This window comes from Marinobacter sp. bablab_jr003, assembly GCF_016464245.1.
Classification (GTDB): Bacteria; Pseudomonadota; Gammaproteobacteria; order Pseudomonadales; family Oleiphilaceae; genus Marinobacter; species Marinobacter vinifirmus.
In genome coordinates this window covers 1-22064 of record NZ_JADARC010000068.1, presented here as the reverse complement: position 1 = coordinate 22064, position 22064 = coordinate 1, and the positions used below count along the sequence as shown (strand labels likewise).

Here is a 22064-nt window from a genome sequence, read left to right as displayed (position 1 = left end):
TCGGTTTTGCGGAGGTAACAACTTATTTAAAACGGCCGCTTTACGTTCTTCGGAATAACGTGGCATGAATGCTCCCATGCCGCCCCGACTAGTGAAATTCAGGCTAAATCGCCAACTGGACAACTAGGCTGACAGAGGGGGTCCTCGTGCAATCAATGGTCCAGAATTTTTTTGCCAATAATACCTTATTCGACTGTCTTTGAGGTTGCGGACTATTTCTTCACTTTTATCTTTTCCACCATCATCTACAACAATTACTTCGAAATCGGAAAATGTTTGAGCAAGAATTGCTTCTAAACACAGTTTGAGCTTATCTCGGCGGTTATAGGTCGGCACCAAAACCGAAAACTTGGGAATTTTTCTCACTTCGAAAAGTCCTTTTCATTATATAAGTTTTGGATTTTCGAAAAAAATTTATCCAAGCTGAAGTTATCAAGCACTCTTTGCCTAGCTTTGACCGCAAAATAATGTCTCAGCTTTCGATTAGAAATGAGAAGGTTGATTTTCGCCGCCAACTCGTCTGCGGAAGATGGCTTAACCAATAATCCACTTTCCCCATCTACAATCGCCTCTGGAATTCCATTTACATTTGTTGAAATTATCGGTTTAGCAAAAGCCATTGCTTCCAGAATTGAAACCGGAAATCCTTCCTGGTGTGAGGCGCATACGACTAAGTCCAAGTCGTTAAGATAATCCCAAATATTATCTATATGACCGTGAAAAAAAACGAAATCTTGTAACCCATCCTGCTCCACCCGCTTTCGTAGTATTAACTTCCTTGATTCACCAAAAAAATCATCTCCAATGATATGCAAAAGTATGTCTGGATTGGTGATTCTAACGATATTGATAGCATCAATAAGATCGTCATGTCCCTTAAACTTTTGGAGGTTCCCAATTATTCCAATATTAAATCGGCCTTTGGGCAGAAAGGCTTGGTCGGTTATCCTAGGTCTGAAGAGCTCGGTATCAACGCCATTGTGAATTACTATGTGTTCTGAATGCCCTAGTTTTGGCTTGACTAGAGGTGAAACAGAATCATAAAAATCTTGACTACAATAGATGAAGCAACATCTTTTTGGTTTTGCTTTGAAAATCCAGGCTAACGTCGTGGTCTCGATCGCGCAATGAACGTGGCAAATTAATGGTATAAAGAGTGTATTCGCGGCGGCAATTAACGTTCGAGTAACAAAGAGATCACCCGTATGAATAAGGTCTATCTCATGCTTTCGTAGAAATTTAAGCCAACGCAGATAGCCCTTTAGCGTCTGGATCGGTTTCTTTAGATCGGGCTGACAAATATTTAAAGCGAATGTCGCGGCTCCGATCTCTCTAGCAAACTCAAGGAAAGGCCCTTCCTCAGGTGTCACTAGGAATGCACGATGTGAACCCTTTCCAAGTCCTCGAATTATGTCTAAAGTTACGCGTTCCGCCCCACCAATTTTGCCAACGTTATGGACGTAAAGTATGTTCACGTTTAGGCCCCTGACGCACCAGTGAATTTCTTATTCAAGTTTTGTAATACCTTGCCGCGAAAAGGTGTGATTTTCCCCAGAGACGAAAGTTTTACGCCTTGTCGAAGGATATTCCGGTTGATCTCTTCCATGGTATCTGGCCACTCCGAGTAAGGCAGCGCATCAAGATAAGGTTCCTGTAGTTGCCCAGTTTTATACCTGCATATCCGACTGACATAAAGACGAATGTCTTCAACCTTCCAGGGCTTAAGGCTTTCAAATTCGTAACCAACGCCTTCAATGAAAGTCACTCTATGCTGATAATCATCCTTTTCATCTTTTAAGTCATCATTAATCATCTTCGTGATCTGCGCATCAATCCAGCTTAAACCAATTGGCAAGCGGGTTTTGTTTTTTACTATCCTTCGACTAAAGTCGTCCGTAAGACCATAAAGACAGCCGAAAAGACACGAATACAGCTTCGTTAGCTCCTCATACTGTTTTATATTACGGCCTGTCAGAGGCAAGCCTGCAACTGCATTTTTACCCTCTGACTTCAACAGTTTTTCGAACAAAAGTGGGAATGCGTTCTTTGTAAAAGTGACATCACTATCAACAAAAAAATGCACATCGGCCACTGGCAGATGGTGATAGATATACTGATTCCAAGCGTTACATTTATCGCCAAGCGAAAGCTCAATCACGGAATGAGCAGTTGTTGCGTTTTTTAGCGCCTGTTTAGCCACCTCAACCGTCCGATCTGTGCAGCCATTGGCAACGATCGTCAATCTAGTAAGGCGGTGATCACAGTTGGCTAGAATACTCGCGATAGTATCGCCTACTGTATTTTCTTCGTTATATGCGAAACTCACGACTGAATAGCACTCGCTCATTTAGAGCCTCCTAATTGCGCAAATACTTTACTCGCCCGATCCCTATGCTTTTCCCACGTCAGGGCTTTCAAAACTTGTCGCCTGCAGGCGTCTGGTTGAAAGCGGCCTTCCTTCATGCCTCTCTTGACTGAAAGAAGCGCATCAGCAATACGCTCAGGATTCGTGCAGTCTGCAATAAGGCCCGTAGTTCCATTGTCCATGGTTTCTGCAGTACCACCCGAGTCACCGGCGATCACCGGTTTACCGCTCGCCTGGGCTTCCACCAGTACCATCCCGAACCCTTCGATGTCGTTACCGTCGGATCGGTTCGGCAATATGAAAATGTCGCACTGCTGGTAGCAGCGGATCAGGTCACCGTCCTCAATTTCGTTCAGAAACTGTACCTGGTCCTCCAGGCCAAGTTTGTGTACCTCGGCTAACAGGTTTGGGTAGTTATCGCCCTGCCCCACGATGGCGTAGAGGATGTTAGGTATTTCCTTCTTGATCTGGGGAATAGCCTCGATCATTTTGTCGTGGCCTTTACGGCGCTGGAGCCGGCCCACCGTTAAGCAAACGAAACGGTTTTCCCAACCGAACCTTTTCCGGAAGGCCGGATCTGGCGATGCGGGACGGAAGGTTTGTTCGTCAACGCCCGGATTGATCACTTCAATCTTTTTGGCCGGCACATGCCAATGCTCCATAAGCAGTGACTTGGTATTCTGGCTGTTGCAAATAAGCCGGTCGGCGCCACGCAAAACTCGATTCACTATCCAGGTGAGCTCCCGGCTTGTGCGGGCCACTTCAATATCCTCACCGTGTACGTAACAGAGCAGTGGTTTGCCCAACAGCCTGGCCAGAAGCAGGCCGATGAATCCTTCCGGAATGGTGCGTCCACAGTGAATTTGGCTTACACCATTCGGTTTTAATCGCAGAATACGCATCAGAGTCCGCGCGTAAAGAACGAATCCGGTAACGCTCAACAGGCCCCAGCTTTGTGATGCCATAGCGATCCTGTGTATGCGTTGGGGGAATTCTGCATCCACCCTTTGGTCGCCCGGGTCGGCATTATCCTGTGTCACGATGGTTACCGTGCCGGGCTCAAGCCTGCGATAAAGTTCATAAAACCAGCGGCCACTGCCTCCATGGCGGGGCGGGAAGATTTCGCTGAGCAGCAATATCGACATCAATCCGTTCCACTCATGTAATTTTCCCACCAGATCTCATACATCAGCATAGTCCAGAGCACCGGCGAGTGGTCGAACAATCCTCTCTGGTGCTGGTCCCATATCAGTCTGATGTGGTCTTTTCGGAACACCTGGCCCAGGCCCTGCCCTTTTTCAAAAAAATGCGCTTCGGCAATGGCCTTTAATTCTCCCCGGAACCAGTCCGCCAGAGGCGTGGCGAAGCCCATTTTTTTGCGGTTCAGAATCTCCGGCGGCAATAGCGGCTCAAGCGCCTCGCGCAGCACAATCTTTTTGTCGCCCTTGTTGAATTTAAGCTCGGACGGAAGACGGTTGGCGAACTCGATGATGCGATAATCCAGCAGGGGCGAACGCAGCTCCAGGGAATTGGCCATGCTCATGCGGTCTGCCTTCACCAGTATGTCGCCGGGCAGGAAGGTTCGCATGTCGGTATACAGAATCTTCGCCAGATGGTCTTCGGCGTCACACTGGTTGTACACCTGCTCTGTGAGTTCACTGGGGTGGTAATCAGCCAGGTCTTTTCGGAAATCTTCGTTCAGCAGTAGTTGCCAGATGTGGTCATCAATGAACGTATTGGTTACGTAGAAGGCTTTCGCCGGGTCGAGGCTCAGGCTGTGCATCAATGAGCTTGCCCTGCGCAGGAGCTTTCCGGGTATTTTGCGTAAACCGGGTGCCAGGTCGCCCATGACCGAGCGCACAGACGACGGAAACTTCTGCCGTAGCTGGTTTTCGCGCCAATCGGTGGCGTATTTTTCATAACCGGCGAAGATTTCATCGCCGCCGTCCCCTGTCAGGGCTACCGTTACGTCCTTCCTGGCCAATTCGGAGACCAGAAAGGTCGGTACCAGAGATGAATCTGCAAAAGGCTCATCCAGAAACCGGCAGATATCCAGCAGGCGCTCCGCAACGCCGTCCTCCACCGTGTGTTCCCGATGATCGGTCCGGTACTGGTTCGCCACGGCCTGTGCGAATTCGGTTTCGTTGAAGTCTTTCTCTTTAAAACCGATTGAGCAGGTGGTTACGGTATGCCCGCCCTTTGCCATCATCGCGACTACACCGCTTGAATCCACTCCGCCACTCAAAAAGGCGCCCAACGGCACGTCACTGATCATGCGTTGCCTGGTGGCATCTTCCAGTAAATCCAGCAGTTGGCCTTTTGCATCTTCCATGCTCAGGGACTCAGGCTCGCCCATTTCCGGTGACCAGTAGCGGCGCAGCGTTGTCTTGCCGGCGTTAGTGCGGTGCAAGTGGCTGCCCGGTTCCAGTTTGTAGATGTTTTTGAAGATGGTTTTCGGGTCCGGCACGTACTGGTAGGCGAAGAAATCGTAAACCGCATCCGGGCGGATTTCCCTGGGTACATTAGGGCACTGGAGCAGGGCTTTCAGCTCTGAAGCGAACAGCAGTTGGCCGTCCTGTTCGGTGTAGTAAAGTGGCTTTTTGCCAATCCGGTCCCGAATCAGGTCCAGGGTGCCTGCCTCGTTGTCCCAGAAAGCGATGGCGAACATGCCGTTCAGTTTTTCGACGGCGCTCATACCTTCTCTTGCCAGTAACGCGAGCACTACCTCGGTGTCGGTCTGGGTACGGAACCCCACACCGTGGCTTTCAAGATCTCTGCGCAGGGTTTTGAAGTTGTAGATTTCGCCGTTGAACACCAGGGCATACCGGCCATCGTCGGAGACAAAGGGCTGGTTACCGGCTTCGGAGAGATCGATGATGCTCAACCGGGCATGGCCCAGCACCGCGCCATTGAACTGCCGGACTGCCTGGGCATCCGGCCCTCGATGGCGAATTGAACGCACCATGGCAGTGGCCACCTCCAGGTGGCTGTCAGACTGATACGCGGTCGTAAATCCTGCTATGCCGCACACGTTAATAATCCCTATAACCGAATGTGCTTTCGCACAAGTGGCCCGAGCATATTAACCAGCCTCAGGGGAAGGCGGCGCCAGGCGATCTCGAGCATGGGCCTGATTTTGCCCGGTGCACCTGCTGTAGCTCCTTGTTTCTCTATCCAGTTCTGCCACGACAGCAAATAGGGCTGAGCGCCCCACTGCTTTTTGAACCGGAAGGTGCCCTCACCAAAGGTGGACCTGCCAAAATCGAACGTTCGGATACCGTTGTCGGCACAATGGGCCAGGAGTTCCCAATACAGCAGCATGTTAGGCGCCAGCCGGTTGTACTCCGAAAGTGACGATGCCCAGGGTATGGCGGCATTCTTACCGTTTTTCAGCACAATGCCCCCGGCTGCCACGTTCCCCTCGAAATAGGTGACGGCAACAACCACCTGATCACCAAAGGCCTTACAAATAGCATGAAACAGGTCCTTGCTGTGCACGGGAGAACCAAGCGCATGCATATTGCGGCTGAAAGCGTGGTAGAAATCTTCAACCAGCCTCTCATTGTTACCGAGTTCGGTGGTACAGCCGTTTTTCATGGCTTTTTTAATCTGGCTTCGCAGCTTCGGTTTGAAAGCGGCCAGTTGTTGCTCACTGCCCGCTTCAAGCTCGAGGATCATACTGACTTTCTGGTTGCCAACCTCTGATGCCAGGGTGTCGAAATCAAAGCCCAGTCCCTGCCCTTCTCTCTGGCGGATTTCGAGTTCGCGGGTAGCCATTGAGCCTGCCAGTTCCCTCGCTTTTTTACTCAGTAGCTCGATATGGATCCCGGCACCCACGGCTCCGCCGAGATCACAGAAAGGTAAACTGACCAGGGCTTTTTTCCGGGTCAGGGGCTGCTCCATGAGTATCAACGGCAATACTGCAACGATCTTGCCTTCTTGCTTGACCCCGATTGGATAGGGTTTGTGACCGTAGGCGGTTTCTATGGCTTCCATCCATTCGAATCTGTGGTACGGAGTCGCTGACTCTGCTCTGGCCACAAATTCGTTCCAGTTGTCCCGCTCCTGACCGTCAATCAGCACTGCCTCAGCCATGGTTTTTGAGAGCCCCTTCTTCCTTCAGTCGAAGAGCCGCTTCAGTAATGGTTAGTGTTTCCACCTCACATTGGGAGCGGAGAAAGTCGACCACGCCTTCTATGCGTTTCATGAGCCGGTTCTTGTCCCTCTCGGACTGAACATACCGTGTTGAGCCCGGCAGAAGGCTGGAACTGTGCAAGTACATATGGATCACCGGGCATTCCGCCTGAAGCATTTCTTTGCACAGGGCAATCATGTCGCGGCTGGTTGAGAGTTCCGGGCTGAGATAGATTTTCCGGTGCAGCATCAACGCCCACAGCACGCCGACCACATGGAATCGGGCCCAGGCAGGCTGCTCGAGGGTCTTGTGCAGGCGTTGTGCTTTGCTGAAGGGCCGATGATTGAAGCCGGCGGTTACCGGTAGCTCGATGAGTTCCGGGTTGGTTCGAAGGTACGACATGGCGAGTGGCCAGCTGTCGTAGTCTGCACAGCTGAACCAGTCGTTTTCATAAAAGGGATAGATGCTGGAATCCACCAGGTAGCCCTGCTCCGCCAGCGCCCTTAAGATGTCATCGTTAATACCCCAACGGCCGGAGCGAAACGAAGTAGGTTGTCGGCCGGTCAGTTCGGTGATCGTGCTGGTCAGGGATCTCAGTTGTTCCGAAACAATGTCGATGGGCAGGTTTACAATGTGGGAGTCTGCTTCGGATACAACCGGTACGATGGGCGGCGTTACCCAGGGGTGAAGATGCGAGCCGTATTCGATTCCGGGATTGTTCTGGTAAAGATCCGCAAGCAGATCACGGGCATGGGGATTTTCCATCACCGCATAATCCAGGAAATAGCTGGTTTTGAGGCCCAGGTCGTTCAGTTGGCCCTGAAATCCAGGAAGGTGGTCTACGTTTTCGACAGAGATAACTTTGTTCGGAAACGGGCCATCCCAGTCCCACTCTTCTTCGGTATCCACACTGAGCACAAAATAGACTTTACGCATTACTGACCACCTGTTTTGCGCTCAGGTTCTTGAACAAAGCGGCATACTCATCAGACATCGCCGTAGCAGAGAACCTTGAATAAACCCGGGACCGACCAGCTTCAGCCAGTCTTTTCCTTGTCTCGGGATTGCGCATCAGATCACCCCATGCCTTTGCCAGGGAGGGAGTGTCGCCAAAGGGAACCAGTACACCGGTTTCATCCGGCTTCACGAGCACATCAACTCCGGGAATGTCGAAGGCTGTCACGCAGACATTGGCAGCCATGGCTTCCATCAGGCAACGCGGGATTCCTTCCAGAGATGATGTGAGTGCAAAGACATCAAAGGTCGGCAGATGCTGAAGGCGGTCGTCCCGGAATCCGAGAAAATCCACCGAATCTGACAGACCCAACTTACTGGCCTGCTCTATAAGGCGCGGCTTTTCCTCACCGTCTCCAATCAGCACCAGACGGGCATTCGGGTGGTCAACGTGAAACAGGGCAAAGGCTTCAAGGGTGGCCGGTAAGTTCTTGCGGCTGATCAACTGGCCGATGTAGCCAATTGTGAAGTGTGAGCAATCGCGGGGCCTGGGATCAGCGATGGCTGCTTCAACCTCTGCCAGGTCCACACCGTTATTGATCAGGCGAACGGAGCGGGGATCAACGCCGTAATCGCTGACTACGGTGGTTTCGATACCTTCAGACAGAGGGCAAACCTGGTCAAACCAGTGAAAGGCTCTCCCCCCGAGCCACATATACGCTTTGAGTCGGCTATCTTCGGCATTTTCAAATCCATGAGGCGTGCATACAGACCTCACACCCGCTAATTTCGCGGCAACAACCCCAAGGATGTCTGATTTGTAGCCGTGAGTGTGAATGATGTCTATCTGTCGCTCTTTCAGCAGCCGGGCAAGCCGGAATACGGCCAGAAGGTCGAATTTGGACGACATTCTAAGGCGGTGCTTCTGCCCCTCGGGCAGTATTGAGCGTATGAGCACTTCATCAGACGACCCGGCTTCATCCGTGATTGCGATGTGGTATTCAATGGCATCATCTGTATTCGCCGAAACCAATGCGTTGATCCAGCGTTCGGCACCGTAATAACCGGTGGGACAGATGAACTGGAGAACCCTGATACTCATTCCCTGAGCTTCCTCTTCAGCAAAAGCGGCGTACCTTTCAAAGTGCCTACTGCGCGTGCCACAAAATACACTTCGTAAAAAGTGAACAGGAAGGGCAGCGCCTGGTCATTTGAAGGCTTGGTATACAACCTTGCGCTGTAAAGACAGGCCGGAACAATCAGGATGATGGCGCCTGCAGCCAACAACGGCCGCGCGTATATACCCGCGAAAAGCACAGCAAAGCCAAGTACCATCCAGAATGGCAGCAGAATGCTCGGCCACTCCCTTAGTGGCACCGTGCGCCCGGCCAGCGAAACCAGGTTGTATTCAGAACGCCAGATTTCCTTGGTAAAGGTTTGCCACAGCGTTTTATCTTCGCCCAGGTGCACGTAGTGCGTGCGTGATGTGTAATAGAGCTCACCAAGCCGGGACAATTGTTCCGTATAGAAATAGTCTTCGCAGGTTTGCAGATGCTCGGGGAAGCCCCCCGCCTGCTCGTGTGCCGAACGCCTTACCAGAAGATTCCGACCCGGCAGAAACTGGACTGGCACATCCAGGGTGACATTACTGAGCGCCGTTCTGAGGCGTTCTACCCGGCCCGCGTTATTTGAGTTTTTCTGCATGGCGCTGACCAAAACCCGGTCGCTTTTCTCTGCCAGCAGGTCGGCACAGACTTCCAGCCAGTCTTCTGTCAGGCCGATATCTGCATCCAGAAACGCAATCAGGGGTGCGCGCCCGATTTCTACGCCACGATTCCTCTGGTCCGAGATGGACGTTGCGTCGGGCGCGTACAAAACGTTCACTTTGTCGTGTTCGGCGAGCGGTAACCGGTGCTCGTTTTTCGTGACTACGGTGATACTTTCTATCCGCTCGATGTGGGTCTGAGCCAGAATGGAACGAACGGTTTCCTGGAGCATTTCCGGGCGCCCCATGTGGGGGATGACAAAATCAACGGTATCCATTCGCCCCCCTCATCGACCGCTCAGGCGGCCCTTGAGCCACTCGATTTCGTTGTTTATAGAGAAGTCACTGAAAATCTTACGGATATCCAGGAAAAAACGCTGGCCGATCCCGGTTTTACTGACCTCTACCTGTTCCAGAGGCAAAAGCTGGTAGGGCGAATTTTCGTGTTCCAGACACCACTCACGAACACCCAGATTCTGAGCAACGATCGCCTGGATTCTTGTGGTATGGGCTTCGGGTGATTCTCCAAGCGTTTTTACACAATAGCCCCAGAACAGATCCGCCCGGCGCCGGAAGGCTTCTGCCCTCGCCGGATTGAAATAGGCCCCGTAGTACAACACATTGGCTTTTCTTAAATCCTGTGCTGCCCAGGTATCCGTCGGGAACTCGAGGGCGTCCGGATTGGAGAGGTAGGTGTCTTCGTACTTCCGCACCCATTCCGCGTAGTGCAGAAATGTATGGCGGGCATAGGCATAGTAATTATCTGGCTGTTCGAGTTGCTCCTTGAGCAAAAGGTACCGGGCGAGCGCTTGCAGGAATACAATATAGAACCAGCGCTCTTCAACGCTTTCCAGATTCCGGGCCGTCAGGTCATCATACGGAGACGCGGTTTCGATGACGATGCCATGCATTTCCTTCAGCAAACCAACATCACCTTCAATCAGGAACGCATCAATAAGGGCATTCAGGTAATTGCCTGTGCCCCGGTCAAGGGGGTATTTGTAGTCTCCTTCTATGAAGCCGACGTTTGTCATTTTTCCGGCTTTCAGGTCAACCGTGAGCAGTCTGTGTACCCGGCCAAGTAACGTGGAGGAGCCATTGTAGAAACAGCGTACCCAGTTGCTCAGCCCGATGGCTGCATGCTTGAGCGTGTCGTCGCCAGACAGCAGGTATCGCAGTGCCAGCCCTGAAGGATAGCAGTGCTGGCCGCCTGGCCCGCCACCACCCTGGTGCCCTTCATAGGCGTACTGATGGCCTCTGGAGTATGTGCGGTGGGTAGCGGTAAGAGCTGGCAGATAATGATCCGTATGCCAGAAAAGCCCGTTGTTGTATTCGGCCTTGTCTTGATCGGTTTTATAGATGTCGATATCGGCCACATGTTGAGCAAGGTCAGACGCCAGTTGATGCCAGCGTTGATCCCCGGTGGCCAGGTACCTCAAGGAAAATCCCAGGATCGGGTCATACTGGTTATTGTAGTGCGATACAAAAATACCGTCGCTGGCTGAATTCAGGGCTTCATGGTCTGCGTAAAGTTCCCCGAAATGGCGCCAGCCGTATTCATCGCAGGCTTCACGTTTCTCTATAAACGATCCTGGCCCCGAGAGGTTATTATCCAGCAAGTTGGTGAGCTCATTGGTTGTAACCAGCTTGCGCCCCAGAACCACGCCGGTGTTGTCGAGATAGCCAGGGTCGTAGATGAAGTCGGCACAAGGTACCGTTAACCCGAAATCACACTGCCAGGTCTTGGCTTCGCCCGGCTGCAATTCAGTTTCACAGGGAAACATCCGCCATTCAGCCTGCCCGGCTTTTACCTCAAAAGACGAAGGGAAATTTTCCCAGAAATGGCTGGGGGCCAGGTAACGGCGAGTACTCGGGTTGTCGAACCGAACACGGGGGCTGGCCCTGAAACCCTGAGCCAGCTTCCCACCTTGATTGTCAAAAAGCTTGAAGCCACGCTCGGATACCGTCGGCTGTCCACTCTTGTCAACATGAACCGGCGAATCCCAATGCTCTCCACCACTGCCGTACTGAACCAACATGCCCTCAGAGCAGGACCGGTTGAAATCCTGATCCGCCGCCTGGTCTCGCAGCTCCAGCCTGGTCTCTGGAGCCTTCGAATTGGTCACTTTTAGTGAAAAACAGTCGATATAGAGACTATTAGGGTCGCCCAGATCCCAGCAACCATTCGGGTGGGAGCTCGCTCTACTGTTATGCACGCTTGGCTTAAGTTCCACGTATCCGGTGCATGGCACATCAGTCACACGAAGGGAAACGTCAAGATCCCTGACTCCCTCAACCTCAAACACCCAATGGTAGTCGGCGCTCAGCCTTCTCCGGTCTACCCGGCTTTGTGCCAGCTTCAGGCGCCGTTCGGCACCGTCAATCGAAATGAACAATTCTGCGCTGATGCCGTCACCAAGAGAAACCCGGCATTTTCCATCGGCAAAATCACCGTCGACACAGGACACCGGGTGCTGCTGCACCTGCCGCTGCCCGGACTCCTCGCTTTGCTGAAGAAAGACCGCGCCAGACACCTCTGAAACCAGATCCACCAGAACCCATTTAACGGAGCCGTCTTGCCATCGTGTTAAAGCTCTGAATTCTGCATCGATAAGATCCCCGCTTTCAGATGTCAGTTCAAGCGCCCGCAGATCCTCACACACACCTTTCTCAACCGGGAGCCCAAAACGCAGCCACTGTAAAAGGTTGTGAGGATTATTCACCGTGCCTGTAAATACACCGGTGCCAGGCATCATGTCCTGACTCCCTGTGTTGGTTCAGAGTATCGGCTCCTGACCACTTTGCCGGGATTGCCCGTCACGATTGATCCGGCGGGAATGTCGTTAGTCACCACCGTGCCAGCACCGATTATGCAGTCGCGTCCAACATTCGCCATGATGATGGCGCCGTTACCAACCCAGGTATTTTCGCCAAGGGAAATTTTGGTGAACTCCCCGCCCTGAAGGCGGACCGGCGTATCCGGGTCTTCAAACCGGTGCTGCTTCTTGCCACTTAACAGGTGAACGCCGCTCCCGAGGAGACAGTTACGGTGGATTGCGGACAAGCCGATATTGCACTGAGGCCCGATATACACGCCACTGTACAGATCGGTATCCCGGTGGGAGAAAAGCGTGCCAAACCCAATATAGCTGTCGCTTGCACAATGGCTCATAGTGCAGCGATAAAACGCGATTCGGAGATAACTGCCCAGCAGGCCCGGAAACAGTGAGACGGTCTGGGAGAATGCAGCAAACAGGCTATCCCCGCGACCGACAGGGCGTAATAGCCAATACAGAACTACCAACGGGCTGACAACAATGAGCGCCCCGCACCTGACTGTTTTCTTGGCAAATTCCGTAATACCCGTCACGCGCAGTCCTTTACTTCCAGGGCCCTGGCAAGCCCCTGTAGCACACCGTCCCAACTGTATTCCCGCTGGATAAGCGCTGCACCGTTCAGCGACAAGCTGTTGTAGAGTTTCTCTGTTTCAAGAACCTTTTTTATGGCCTCGAAGAATTCTTGTTCAGTATCGGCTACAAGAACATCTTCCCCCGGGGTTGCTTTGATTCCTTCCAGTCCCAGACGAGTTGTTATAACCGGGAGACCACAGGCCAAAGCCTGGAGTACTTTATTCTGAACCCCCCTTGCAATCCGAAACGGTGCGATGAAAACATCAGCTTTCTGGTAGAAAGGCACGATATCTTCCACCAAACCGGTAACAGTAATTCCGGGCAATCTACCCAACTGCTTGATTCTGTTACTCGGGTCCATACCAGCAACAATGAACTCTGCATCCGGCCATTCTGCTTTTATTCGCTCCCAAAGTGCGTCAACAAACCAGAGGACGGCATCTTCGTTTGGCCGGTAGTTCATGACACCCGTAAACAAAAACACCGGTTTGCGTAAGGCGTTTCTCCGAGGTCCCGGAAAAAAAGCGCTGGTATTGATTCCGTTGCCAAGCACCTTGAGTTTCCGGGTTTCAGGCAGTTGCCTGGAAAAAAGATCTACTTCGTTCTCAGAGATAAAGAAACACTCGTCAAAACGCTCGTAGCTTCTCAACTCTAACTGGTTAATGAGCCTCGCCTCACGCCCATACACTATTTTCATTGGCAAACCTGAACTGGCCTGGTACTGCCGCCATTTATCGGAATCCAGGTCCATAAAATCCATGATCAAACGAAGATGCACTGGTGAGCCCTGCCCCGCCAATTCGGGGTTTCGGAAAACATAAGGTGCCATGGCGGAACCCGTACACAGCACTGCATCGTATTCCCCGGAACTCACCAGCCGGTCGAAGGCCTTTTGTAGGCCGGCGCTGTAAAAATAGGAAAGTGTCAAAGGGTCATTTTTCACCAGGCCCCGGGCCAGCCTCAGCCACTTGGCCTTCAGCGGAAACATGATTGCTTTTATGTTGAGGCGCCCTTCCAGCGCTTTGCCGTAGCTGATTTCTTCGGCATGTTCATAGGGTGCAAGCACCGTTATTTCATGGCCGCAGTCAGCCAGGTACTGAATCTGATGAAATGTACGGATCTTCTCGCCTTTGTTAGCGGGAAAGGGTATCCGGTGAGACAGAACTACAACTTTCACATCAGTTCCCATCGTTTTTTAACAGTTCTTACCGCTCGCTCAGCACGGAGCTTCCAGCGGTCTCTCTGCAGCCCGGCCTGAACCAGGTATTGATGGCGAACACCAAGTTGGCGCTTGTAACGTTCGTCGCCGCCCATGAAATCGTAAAAGTCGAAACCGCGATCGAGATAATCCTCTATGCAGAGCGCGTGACCGAGCATACCGGGTTTCAGCCGGTTGTCGGCCTCCGCTCTGATCCCGGCGAGGTAGAAATAGATCCGGTTCCGGTAGAGAAAGTTGTAGAAGATTGCGATGACCTCTTCCCCTGCCTTGAGCACAATCAGATCAACCACTCCAGCGCTCCAGTTTGCCCTTATGAAGCTTTGATGAAACCGGACAAAGTCGGGATTGGCGAACCCGCTTTCTCCCATTTCACTACCCCACCGGGCCAGGTGAAAGGGGGCGATTGCGCTCCAGGTGATGTCAGCTTCCTCCATGGTCGTCGGGCGTTCCAGGTATACCTTGCCCTTTTCTTCATAGCGCCTGAGACTCCGGCGAATCTGATGTCGGCTATTGCCCGACAGTGAACCAAGGTAACTTTGTCCCTTTGACCTTAGCGAAGCGAGGTCGACACCAAAACTGGGTGCTTCCCAGCGAACATGCTCAACAAGGCCAGTAGCCTCTGATAACGAGTCCACATAATCTGCGCCTGCTGCTCCGATAATGAACTCATCCCAGTCAGGCTCCGAACGCAGCAAGTGATTCAGGCACGCTACCGCCACAGAGGCTTCATAACCCCTGGCAGCGAGAAATCCGTTGTATTCGATCCAGATCTGGTCTTCAGCATCCCGACCGGTTTGATGTAAGTTGAGGCATCGCGAATAAAGAAGGCCATGCCTCCGCTCAACTGACCGGGAAAGAATCCCCAGGCCGACGAGCCGCCCTCGATCCGTCACCCGGATTACCTTAGCGTCTGGCTGATATACTGATAACCAGACCCCGATCCACTCCCATGACAAGAACACTGTGTTATTGGCCTGCTTCTCAAGCTCTCGCCATTCAGTCGACAGAACAACCAAATCAATGCTGGCCTCGTCACAACATAGATCTGGCCGACCCGGCGCTTGCATTAGTCGCCTGACTCCCTGCTTTCCTCTATCCACCGTTGCCCATCAATGAAAATCCATGGCTCAGTACAAGGCGCAATGTAAACTGGTCCTGATCATTCCGGTCCAGCTTGCTGCGCAGGTAAGACTGGTTAAAGTCCACGCTGAAGGAGGTATTCTCTGCCAGTTGTCGGGTCCAGCGGGTAGTCAGACTATGAATCTGGTCGATAATGGTACCTTCATCCTCTGCAGCGTCTCCCTGCCAGCTATAGCCAAAACTCAGCCTTTGCAGAGACGTCAACTGGACGCCGAGGTTAATTCCGGTCCGGTATTCATGAGTGGTAGCCCCGGTAATCTGCGACTCAAGCATGGAAGCCTCAGCCACAAGGCCCAATGTACAAACGTCGCAAAGACGGGTGGTGTTATGGGTTATCGAAACGGCGTCACTGACGACCAGGTCCCGGATTCGGATTGAGTCCGGTAAAAAGTCCAGAAACACCGGGATATCGAGAGAGAGGTCCGTTGTGCTGTCTGAAAGACGACGGTTATATGCCACAGTGGTTTGCGATTCATCGGAAGCCCAGGTGCGGTTCACAAAACCAGTTGCCGCATCACCATCGGATTCAGAGCCATCGGCAAACTCTGTCTCAGAGCGACTGGTTCCTACACCGATGCTGAATGAACCGTTCTCCAGGGTACGGTTATAAATGACCTGGGCTGAATCTATTATCGTGTCGAAGCCGTCATCATCAGACCAGCTCCTGCTTCCTAGCAGGCTAGCCGAGGATCTCTCGGAAAGACGACGCGTAAGATCTGCTGATGCGGTAACCGACTCGCTTCCGTTCAGCTCATCTTCACCGAAGCTTTTGCCTGCCTGGCCCGAAAAGCGCAGTGTGGTTAAGTCGCCCGGAAAAAACCGGAGGCCCGCGCCAGCACTCAGCGTATTGCGGGTATCGTAGCTCGAAGGATTTACCACAAAACCCGTGTCGTTTCTTACTGAGCTGACGGTGTGGCCCAAATTGAAATCAAAGCGACTGGCCGGATCAAAATGGGTAAACCGGGAAGCCCCTGTAACCGAGCTACTGTCGGTTTGACCTCCCCCAAAGGTATCTCGCCTGGTTTCGAGCGTTCCACCGTATTGGAGCTGAAGGGAATTAGCCCCGCTGTCCAGATTACCACCAAGGCTTCCCGAAACACCGACACTCGGTTCGGTATTGGTGTCTGTGCCAGAGTCGGTATCTGTCCTGGTGTGGGTCACACCGGTGAACACCGAGCCAGAGCCGTATATTGCTGTCACCTTATCGCTCAGCCCCTGCCCTGAAGCGTTTGCGCCGAGCATGCAGAAGCCAATCAAAATAGATGCCTGAAGCTGACGTGCCCTGTCCACTCTGAGCTTCATGTGCTTACTCCTGAAAAACGAGACCTGAAAATTTATCGGAATCCAGAACATCTACCGACTCCGAAATTTCCTCAGCGGTCACCGCACCGAAAGGAACACCAAACACGACCTGATCTGCAAAGCGCTCAAGAATCCTGGCTTCGGTGTTACCCCGGAAAGGCGGAGCGTTGATGATGATGCACCGGTCGGGATAGCGGGCTTTGAGCTCATTCATTAAATCCCGCATACGTACGGCGGCGAATAATTCAACAGCGGATGAAACCTGGGTACCTGCCGGAATGATGGATAGCCTGTCAACGCCACTGGGGTACAGGATGTCTTTGATTTTCAGAGAGGAATCGGCAACGAAGTCAGTGACACCGGATGTCAGTTGGCTGGAAACCAGCTTCGTGAGATCTGCATGGTATGGATCGCAGTCCACCAGGAGCGCCGAGGTGTGTGAATCCATGGCAAAAGACACCGCAATATTGAAGGCGGTTAAAACAGCTCCGCCTTGATCGCCCAGGCTGCTAAAGAGTACCGTGAAGTTCCCCTCACCCGCTTTGTTGCGCAGCTGAATACGCAGCTCCCGGTAGGCATCCATCACTTCTTTATCGGGCATGCCGGAGTAGATGATCTTGCGCTCTCTAAGCTGGTCTCTGCTCCAGGGTTTCGGGTTACCAATCAGAGCCAGGGAAACTGACGAGTCATAGACGGTCGGGGCATGCTCTCCATCGTCTGTCTCGACTTGTACCCAGTTAGGCTTTAGCCGGTCGGAACCCGCAAAAGGCCGTTCCTTCCGGAAGTTTTCCTCCGATTTGGCCTCACCACGTTTCAACTCGAGTTGGCGTCTTTCTTCCTGACTTTTCAGCAGCGCCTTGTAAAGCTTGTTGTCGTCCATCAATTGCCCCCAAGGCCGGTCAATTCCCTGACTCTCTCAACCAATTGGTCAGGCGCCACCCCCATTACGCTGAACAGCAGCACGGCCAGATAACCGACCATAAACACCATCAGGATGAACAAGATAAACAAAACATCTTTTCTCAGAAGACGGTCTTTCCAGGTGCTACGGTAATGGGGAATGGTTGTAATTACGGGTATGGTCTCGGGCAATGCTAACTGCAAGGCCCGGGGCGACCGTACTCGTTGATCAAACATAACCAGCATCGTAAGCAAGCCAAGAACGGCGGCACTACCAAGAAACGGGCCGGCAATGCCCACCTGGTAAAGCTGCAGGCCGTCCCAATGAGTAGGATAGGTTGCCGGTTCCTGAATTTTATAACTAACGCCTTCGCCCTGAACGTCCAGGGTCATAGACAGTCGCGCCTTTTCACGGCGCTGTAACATATCCTCGTAGACTCCGCGCGTAACATCATAGTCGCGGGTAAGATCTGACAGCTCGGCCTGGTTCTGCGCGACCCGCTGGGAACGCTCAAAGGCTTCTTCAAGTAAGCGCTCTAAGGACGCAAGGCGATTCTGTTGAACCTCAAGGCGTGTTGTGCTCTCCGAAAGCTGTATTTTGAGGCTTTCATACACCGGATTTTCCAGTACTTCTGTAACTACACCCTCTCGGACATTACTCCCTTCTGTTAATTTTTGTTGTTCAAGGTCAGCGATCTGATCCCTTAAACTTATGACATCGGGGTGCTTCTCATGATATTTCAACAGCAGAGCGTCAAGCTCCTGTTGCAGAGACCAAAGCCGCCTTTCAGCCGATGACCTGCCGGGGTCAACCGTTACTCTGCGAACAGGCTCTTCCTGCTGAAGCTGAGATCGTGTCAGACGAACTTCGGACTCAGATTGCTGGATTTCCAGCTTAAGGTTTTCAATCTGGCTGCGCAGGGATTCGATTCTGCCCTGCACACTTCCTTCCGATCCGTCCTGGTTATTGGCTTTGAACTCCTTAAGCCTTTGCTCGGCCTCTTCCAATTGGCGCTGGTATGACTGGACTTGCGAATCGATAAACTCAAATGCGCCCTGACTTTCTGACCGTTTTTTCCTGACAGTCCTTTCAACGAACCTGTCCAATACGGAGCTGAGTACACGGAACGATTCGTTAGGATCACGACTTGTGTAACGTAGCTCCAGAAAGTTCCCGTTGGTTACACGCAAACGTATCTGATTACGAAGTTCAGAAATGATTCCATTTCGCTTCTGATCTGTTTCACCACCAGCTATTAGCCCGGTATCCAGCCCGATCTGTTCGAGGAACGAACGGCTCTGGAGCATCTCACGAGCCTCATTAATTCGATCAATCTGGGTAACCTCCGCCTGTCCCCTGAGAAGGGGCTGCAGAATATTCGACTGATCGGCGTACAGCACGGCCTCTGATGTATACTGCTTTGGCATCACATAACCGAACGCCAATACACCAGTAGTGACCAGCATAAATACAACCACGGCCGCGACCCGCTTGCTGTACAACTCAAGCTTCACCGCCCGCAAAATATCCAGAATAAACTGGATATCCATCAAAGCTCACCCCTGAACAACTGCTTACGCGGCACGCTGATCACATCTCCGGGCTGGAGTACGTGATTGGTGCGCATATCACCGTCACTCAATATGGCATCGAGATCCAGCGAGTAGCTCTTGTACTCCCCACCACTCTCCCGGTGCAGAGTCGCACGCCCACCTGCCCCAAAGTCAGTCACTCCCCCTGCCATCAGCACAATATCCAGCACAGTCATACCTGGCTGGAAGGCAACGGATTGGGGCGAAGCAACCTGGCCAGTTATCCGGATGCGGTTTCGGAATTCCTTACTGGCCGGACTGGTAACCATAATGGTTACTTCGGGAGTGCGGATGTATTCTCCGAGGGCAACGCTGATTTCAGAGGCCAAGGCTTCAGGTTCTTTGCCTTCCGCCTTTACGTCTCCCATCAATGGCATGGATATAAAACCGTCAGGACGCACGACGATTGACTGGCCAAGTTCCGGATTTCGCCATACATGTATTGAGATGGTGTCTCCAATGCCAATCCTGTAAGGCTCAGGCTTGAGCTCTGAATGCGCTGGCATTTCTGTAGATGATGGAAGACCAGAACATCCGGTCAGAATCAGCATAAATACAGCTGCCACACCTGCCCGGAAAAAACTGAACGTGCCCATAAATCCTCTCCAATTCCATGCTGTGTTGTTAGTCATTGTTAGCGCACCCCTTTTCCCAGAAGCACCACTTCCACGGTTTGAATCATGATCAGAAGGTCCATCATAAGGCTGTGATTCTTGGAGTAATAAAGGTCATATTCGAGTTTGCCTTTGGCATCCGCAACAGACGCCCCGTAAGGATATTTAAGCTGGGCCCACCCCATTAAGCCAGGCTTCACATAATGTCGGGTGTCGTAAAACGGTATCTTTTCCTTCAGTTCTGACACAAACTCCGGCCGCTCGGGGCGGGGCCCAACAATACTCATCTCACCTTTTATTACATTGTAGATCTGCGGCAGTTCATCGAGCCTGGTGTTGCGTATGAATGCGCCAACGCGGGTAATTCGGTCGTCGTTGGCCGAGGCCCAGCGAGCCTTGCCATCCTTCTCGGCATCCTGTTTCATGCTGCGAAATTTATAAATCCAGAACTCTTTACCAAGCATGCCGACACGTTTTTGGCTGTATAAAACAGGTCTTCCGGTTTCAATCAATATGGCCAGGGCTGTGAGAACAATGAAAGGCAGTGTGCAGACCAGTAGTGTAACGCTGAGGATCAGGTCCAGCGTTCGTTTGGCGAATGCTCTACTTCTCGAGGCCTTAAAGCCCTCAGAGAAAACAATCCATGACGGGTGCACCATGTCCAGTTTTGCCTTTTTCAATTCCCGTTCATAGAAATCGACGCCGCTGGTAACTGCAATACCTCGCAGTTTGCACTCCATCAATTCAGGGACTGGAAGCCACCCGCCTTCCGTGCGACGACGCTCCTGCTGGGCAACGACAATTTCAGAAACCTTGTTGTAGCGACAAAACTCATAGAAATCCTGGGGAGTGGGGATGAGCCTGTCTTCTGGAATTGATCGGGTCGGCTTGTCTGCGATGCAGCCTATGATGCGAACTCCGAGTGCACTCATATTTGTTTCATATTCAGACAACAAGGCGTCGGCAAATTCACCCGCACCCAGGATCACAACGCGCCTGACGACCTGTTCCGAGTCAACGATCCGCAGAAACGCCAGGCGCAGAAGTATCGCTATCATCGATGCCAGCATGACGGCCCAAAAAAGGTTGGCACTGCCTGGGTCCGCAGATGGCATTACCAGATAAAGGACCGTCAACCCGATCCCTCCTACAAAGCAGTAGGCCACGAGCGTGCGGAAAAACAGGGAGGACAGACTCTCGCGAACCATGGCCAGATAGCCTCCCATTGCAAGGGTGCCGCTGCTGAGGATGATCGCGAATAAAAAGGCCGAGACCACGTTCACTTGCATCGGAGCGTGATCGATACCAGTGAGCGTCAGAAGAAGGGTCAACAACGAGAAAATAGCAAACAGGGCCGCAAATTCCAGTACGGCCAGTACCAGATAGGGTAGATGCAGATAGTGTTTCCGGAACCGTATGTATGACACGCCGACCATCCTTGTCGTCCGCTCAAAATCAGCGGCAGACCGACTTCGCATTCCCCGACGGCGAGCTATCCCCAACCGCCGATTCCTATTCTTTCCGCGTACATTCTGCTCTTTGCAAACCCTAATCTCAATATTTTTGTATTTTTGTGTAACAAACTTTTACAATTAATTTCAGCACTGTCGGTTTTTGTTTCAACCTTGATTGTAATTACTGTCTTTGTAGGTGAGAATTTCAATCAGTAGCCTTGGGAAGGAGCCCCCATGTCGACCCCAGACGCAAACCCAACCCTGCATGCAATGAGTGTCGATGTAGAAGACTACTTCCATGTCGCCGCTCTCTCCGGGGTTATCCAGCCAGAGCAATGGGACTCTCTTCCAAGCCGCGTCGAACAGAATACAGAGCAGTTGCTCAGCCTTTTCGAAAGACACGATGTGAAAGCAACGTTCTTCGTTCTCGGCTGGGTGGCTGAACGTTTTCCTGAATTGATAAAAAAGATTTCCAACCATGGCCATGAGGTGGCCTCACACGGCTACAGCCACCAGCTTGTGTACAATCAGACGCCAGAAGCCTTTCGCGAGGAAACGCTCAGATCAAAGCACTTGCTGGAAGACATTACTGGCAAGCCCGTTAAAGGTTACAGGGCGGCAAGTTATTCCATAACCAGGAAATCCCTTTGGGCCCTGGACATCCTCACTGAAGCCGGCTTTACGTGGGATTCAAGCATTTTCCCAATACGACACGACCGCTACGGTATCCCTGATTCTCCGGCAGCGCCCTACTCTATCGAGACCGCAAGCGGCAATGTGATCAGGGAGTTCCCGCTAACGACTGCTCGCGTTTTGGGAATGTCGATACCCGCAGCCGGCGGGGGGTATTTCCGTCAATTTCCTTACCCGGTTTTCAGGTACCTTTTTCGCAATGCATCAGGCTTTGGACAGCGGCCTCAAATGTTCTATCTGCATCCCTGGGAGATTGATCCCGACCAGCCTAGATACAACAATGCCAACTGGCTTTCCCGCTTTCGCCATTACACCAATCTAGACAAGTGCTATGGTCGGCTCGAGCGGCTACTTAACGATTTCAGTTTTGGTACCGTTAGCTGCGTATTCCAGACCAAGGTTGCCACTGATTCCAGACGAAGCCTGCCACCCATTCCACGCGAAAGCTGCCACTGATTCCACGGCAAAGCTGCCACCTTGGCAGGCTGCCTGATTTCCCCATCAAAACGTCCGGCGCGGG

At 52.2% G+C, this 22064-nt stretch carries 19 protein-coding genes; 1 reads left to right on the top strand and 18 read right to left on the bottom strand.

Features of this window, described 5'->3' with window-relative positions; genetic code table 11:
- Positions 1 to 123: 123 nt before the first annotated feature.
- From H3Z84_RS07005 to H3Z84_RS06920, 18 genes are read right to left on the bottom strand one after another with little or no spacing between them, the layout of a single operon-like run.
- Positions 124 to 366 (bottom strand): glycosyltransferase family 2 protein, encoded by a 243-nt coding sequence (locus tag H3Z84_RS07005; RefSeq protein WP_199456959.1) that lies wholly within the window; start codon positions 364 to 366, stop codon positions 124 to 126.
- Complete coding sequence (locus H3Z84_RS17265) at positions 363 to 1475, bottom strand: glycosyltransferase family 4 protein (protein ID WP_199456958.1); 1113 nt, start codon at positions 1473 to 1475, stop codon at positions 363 to 365. Before H3Z84_RS17265 ends, H3Z84_RS07005 begins: the two co-directional genes overlap by 4 nt.
- Before the next feature lie 2 nt (positions 1476 to 1477).
- Positions 1478 to 2347 (bottom strand): glycosyltransferase family A protein, encoded by an 870-nt coding sequence (locus tag H3Z84_RS06995; RefSeq protein ID WP_199456957.1) that lies wholly within the window; start codon positions 2345 to 2347, stop codon positions 1478 to 1480.
- Positions 2344 to 3510, bottom strand: coding sequence for a glycosyltransferase family 4 protein (locus tag H3Z84_RS06990; RefSeq protein WP_199456956.1), 1167 nt, complete (start codon positions 3508 to 3510; stop codon positions 2344 to 2346). The genes H3Z84_RS06995 and H3Z84_RS06990 overlap by 4 nt, the downstream gene beginning before the upstream one ends.
- Positions 3510 to 5396, bottom strand: a complete 1887-nt coding sequence (gene asnB, locus H3Z84_RS06985) for an asparagine synthase (glutamine-hydrolyzing) (RefSeq protein WP_323126974.1) — start codon at positions 5394 to 5396, stop codon at positions 3510 to 3512. Before asnB ends, H3Z84_RS06990 begins: the two co-directional genes overlap by 1 nt.
- Before the next feature lie 11 nt (positions 5397 to 5407).
- Entirely contained in the window at positions 5408 to 6460 is a 1053-nt protein-coding gene (locus H3Z84_RS06980) for a FemAB family XrtA/PEP-CTERM system-associated protein (RefSeq protein WP_199456955.1), read from the bottom strand.
- A complete protein-coding gene (locus H3Z84_RS06975) occupies positions 6453 to 7436 on the bottom strand; it encodes a WalW protein (RefSeq protein WP_199456954.1) in 984 nt (327 codons plus the stop codon). The genes H3Z84_RS06980 and H3Z84_RS06975 overlap by 8 nt, the downstream gene beginning before the upstream one ends.
- Positions 7429 to 8556: a glycosyltransferase gene (locus H3Z84_RS06970; protein WP_199456953.1), complete on the bottom strand. Its 1128-nt coding sequence runs from the start codon at positions 8554 to 8556 to the stop codon at positions 7429 to 7431. The genes H3Z84_RS06975 and H3Z84_RS06970 overlap by 8 nt, the downstream gene beginning before the upstream one ends.
- The gene (locus H3Z84_RS06965; protein WP_199456952.1) at positions 8553 to 9497 is read right to left on the bottom strand and encodes a glycosyltransferase; all 945 of its coding nucleotides are present in this window, start codon (positions 9495 to 9497) and stop codon (positions 8553 to 8555) included. The genes H3Z84_RS06970 and H3Z84_RS06965 overlap by 4 nt, the downstream gene beginning before the upstream one ends.
- Positions 9498 to 9506: 9 nt before the next feature.
- A complete protein-coding gene (locus H3Z84_RS06960; RefSeq protein WP_228285782.1) occupies positions 9507 to 11975 on the bottom strand; it encodes a hypothetical protein in 2469 nt (822 codons plus the stop codon).
- A complete protein-coding gene (locus H3Z84_RS06955) occupies positions 11972 to 12589 on the bottom strand; it encodes an acyltransferase (RefSeq protein WP_323126973.1) in 618 nt (205 codons plus the stop codon). Before H3Z84_RS06955 ends, H3Z84_RS06960 begins: the two co-directional genes overlap by 4 nt.
- Positions 12586 to 13806 carry a TIGR03087 family PEP-CTERM/XrtA system glycosyltransferase gene (locus H3Z84_RS06950; protein ID WP_199456951.1) on the bottom strand — a complete coding sequence of 407 codons (1221 nt, stop codon included), beginning with the start codon at positions 13804 to 13806 and terminating at the stop codon, positions 12586 to 12588. The genes H3Z84_RS06955 and H3Z84_RS06950 overlap by 4 nt, the downstream gene beginning before the upstream one ends.
- Positions 13803 to 14915 carry a GNAT family N-acetyltransferase gene (locus tag H3Z84_RS06945; protein WP_199456950.1) on the bottom strand — a complete coding sequence of 371 codons (1113 nt, stop codon included), beginning with the start codon at positions 14913 to 14915 and terminating at the stop codon, positions 13803 to 13805. The genes H3Z84_RS06950 and H3Z84_RS06945 overlap by 4 nt, the downstream gene beginning before the upstream one ends.
- Positions 14916 to 14940: 25 nt before the next feature.
- Positions 14941 to 16341 carry a hypothetical protein gene (locus H3Z84_RS06940; protein ID WP_228285781.1) on the bottom strand — a complete coding sequence of 467 codons (1401 nt, stop codon included), beginning with the start codon at positions 16339 to 16341 and terminating at the stop codon, positions 14941 to 14943.
- On the bottom strand, positions 16295 to 17170 hold the full coding sequence (locus tag H3Z84_RS06935) for a polysaccharide biosynthesis protein (RefSeq protein WP_199456949.1): 876 nt from the start codon (positions 17168 to 17170) through the stop codon (positions 16295 to 16297). Before H3Z84_RS06935 ends, H3Z84_RS06940 begins: the two co-directional genes overlap by 47 nt.
- On the bottom strand, positions 17170 to 18741 hold the full coding sequence (locus tag H3Z84_RS06930) for an XrtA system polysaccharide chain length determinant (RefSeq protein ID WP_199456948.1): 1572 nt from the start codon (positions 18739 to 18741) through the stop codon (positions 17170 to 17172). The genes H3Z84_RS06935 and H3Z84_RS06930 overlap by 1 nt, the downstream gene beginning before the upstream one ends.
- A complete protein-coding gene (locus H3Z84_RS06925; protein WP_228285780.1) occupies positions 18741 to 19379 on the bottom strand; it encodes an XrtA/PEP-CTERM system exopolysaccharide export protein in 639 nt (212 codons plus the stop codon). Before H3Z84_RS06925 ends, H3Z84_RS06930 begins: the two co-directional genes overlap by 1 nt.
- A gap of 38 nt (positions 19380 to 19417) precedes the next feature.
- Complete coding sequence (locus tag H3Z84_RS06920; RefSeq protein ID WP_199456947.1) at positions 19418 to 20833, bottom strand: TIGR03013 family XrtA/PEP-CTERM system glycosyltransferase; 1416 nt, start codon at positions 20831 to 20833, stop codon at positions 19418 to 19420.
- Positions 20834 to 21085: 252 nt separating this feature from the next.
- Here H3Z84_RS06920 and H3Z84_RS06915 point away from each other — a divergent pair, with 252 nt between their 5' ends.
- The gene (locus tag H3Z84_RS06915; RefSeq protein ID WP_228285779.1) at positions 21086 to 22000 is read left to right on the top strand and encodes an XrtA system polysaccharide deacetylase; all 915 of its coding nucleotides are present in this window, start codon (positions 21086 to 21088) and stop codon (positions 21998 to 22000) included.
- Positions 22001 to 22064 lie beyond the last annotated feature (64 nt).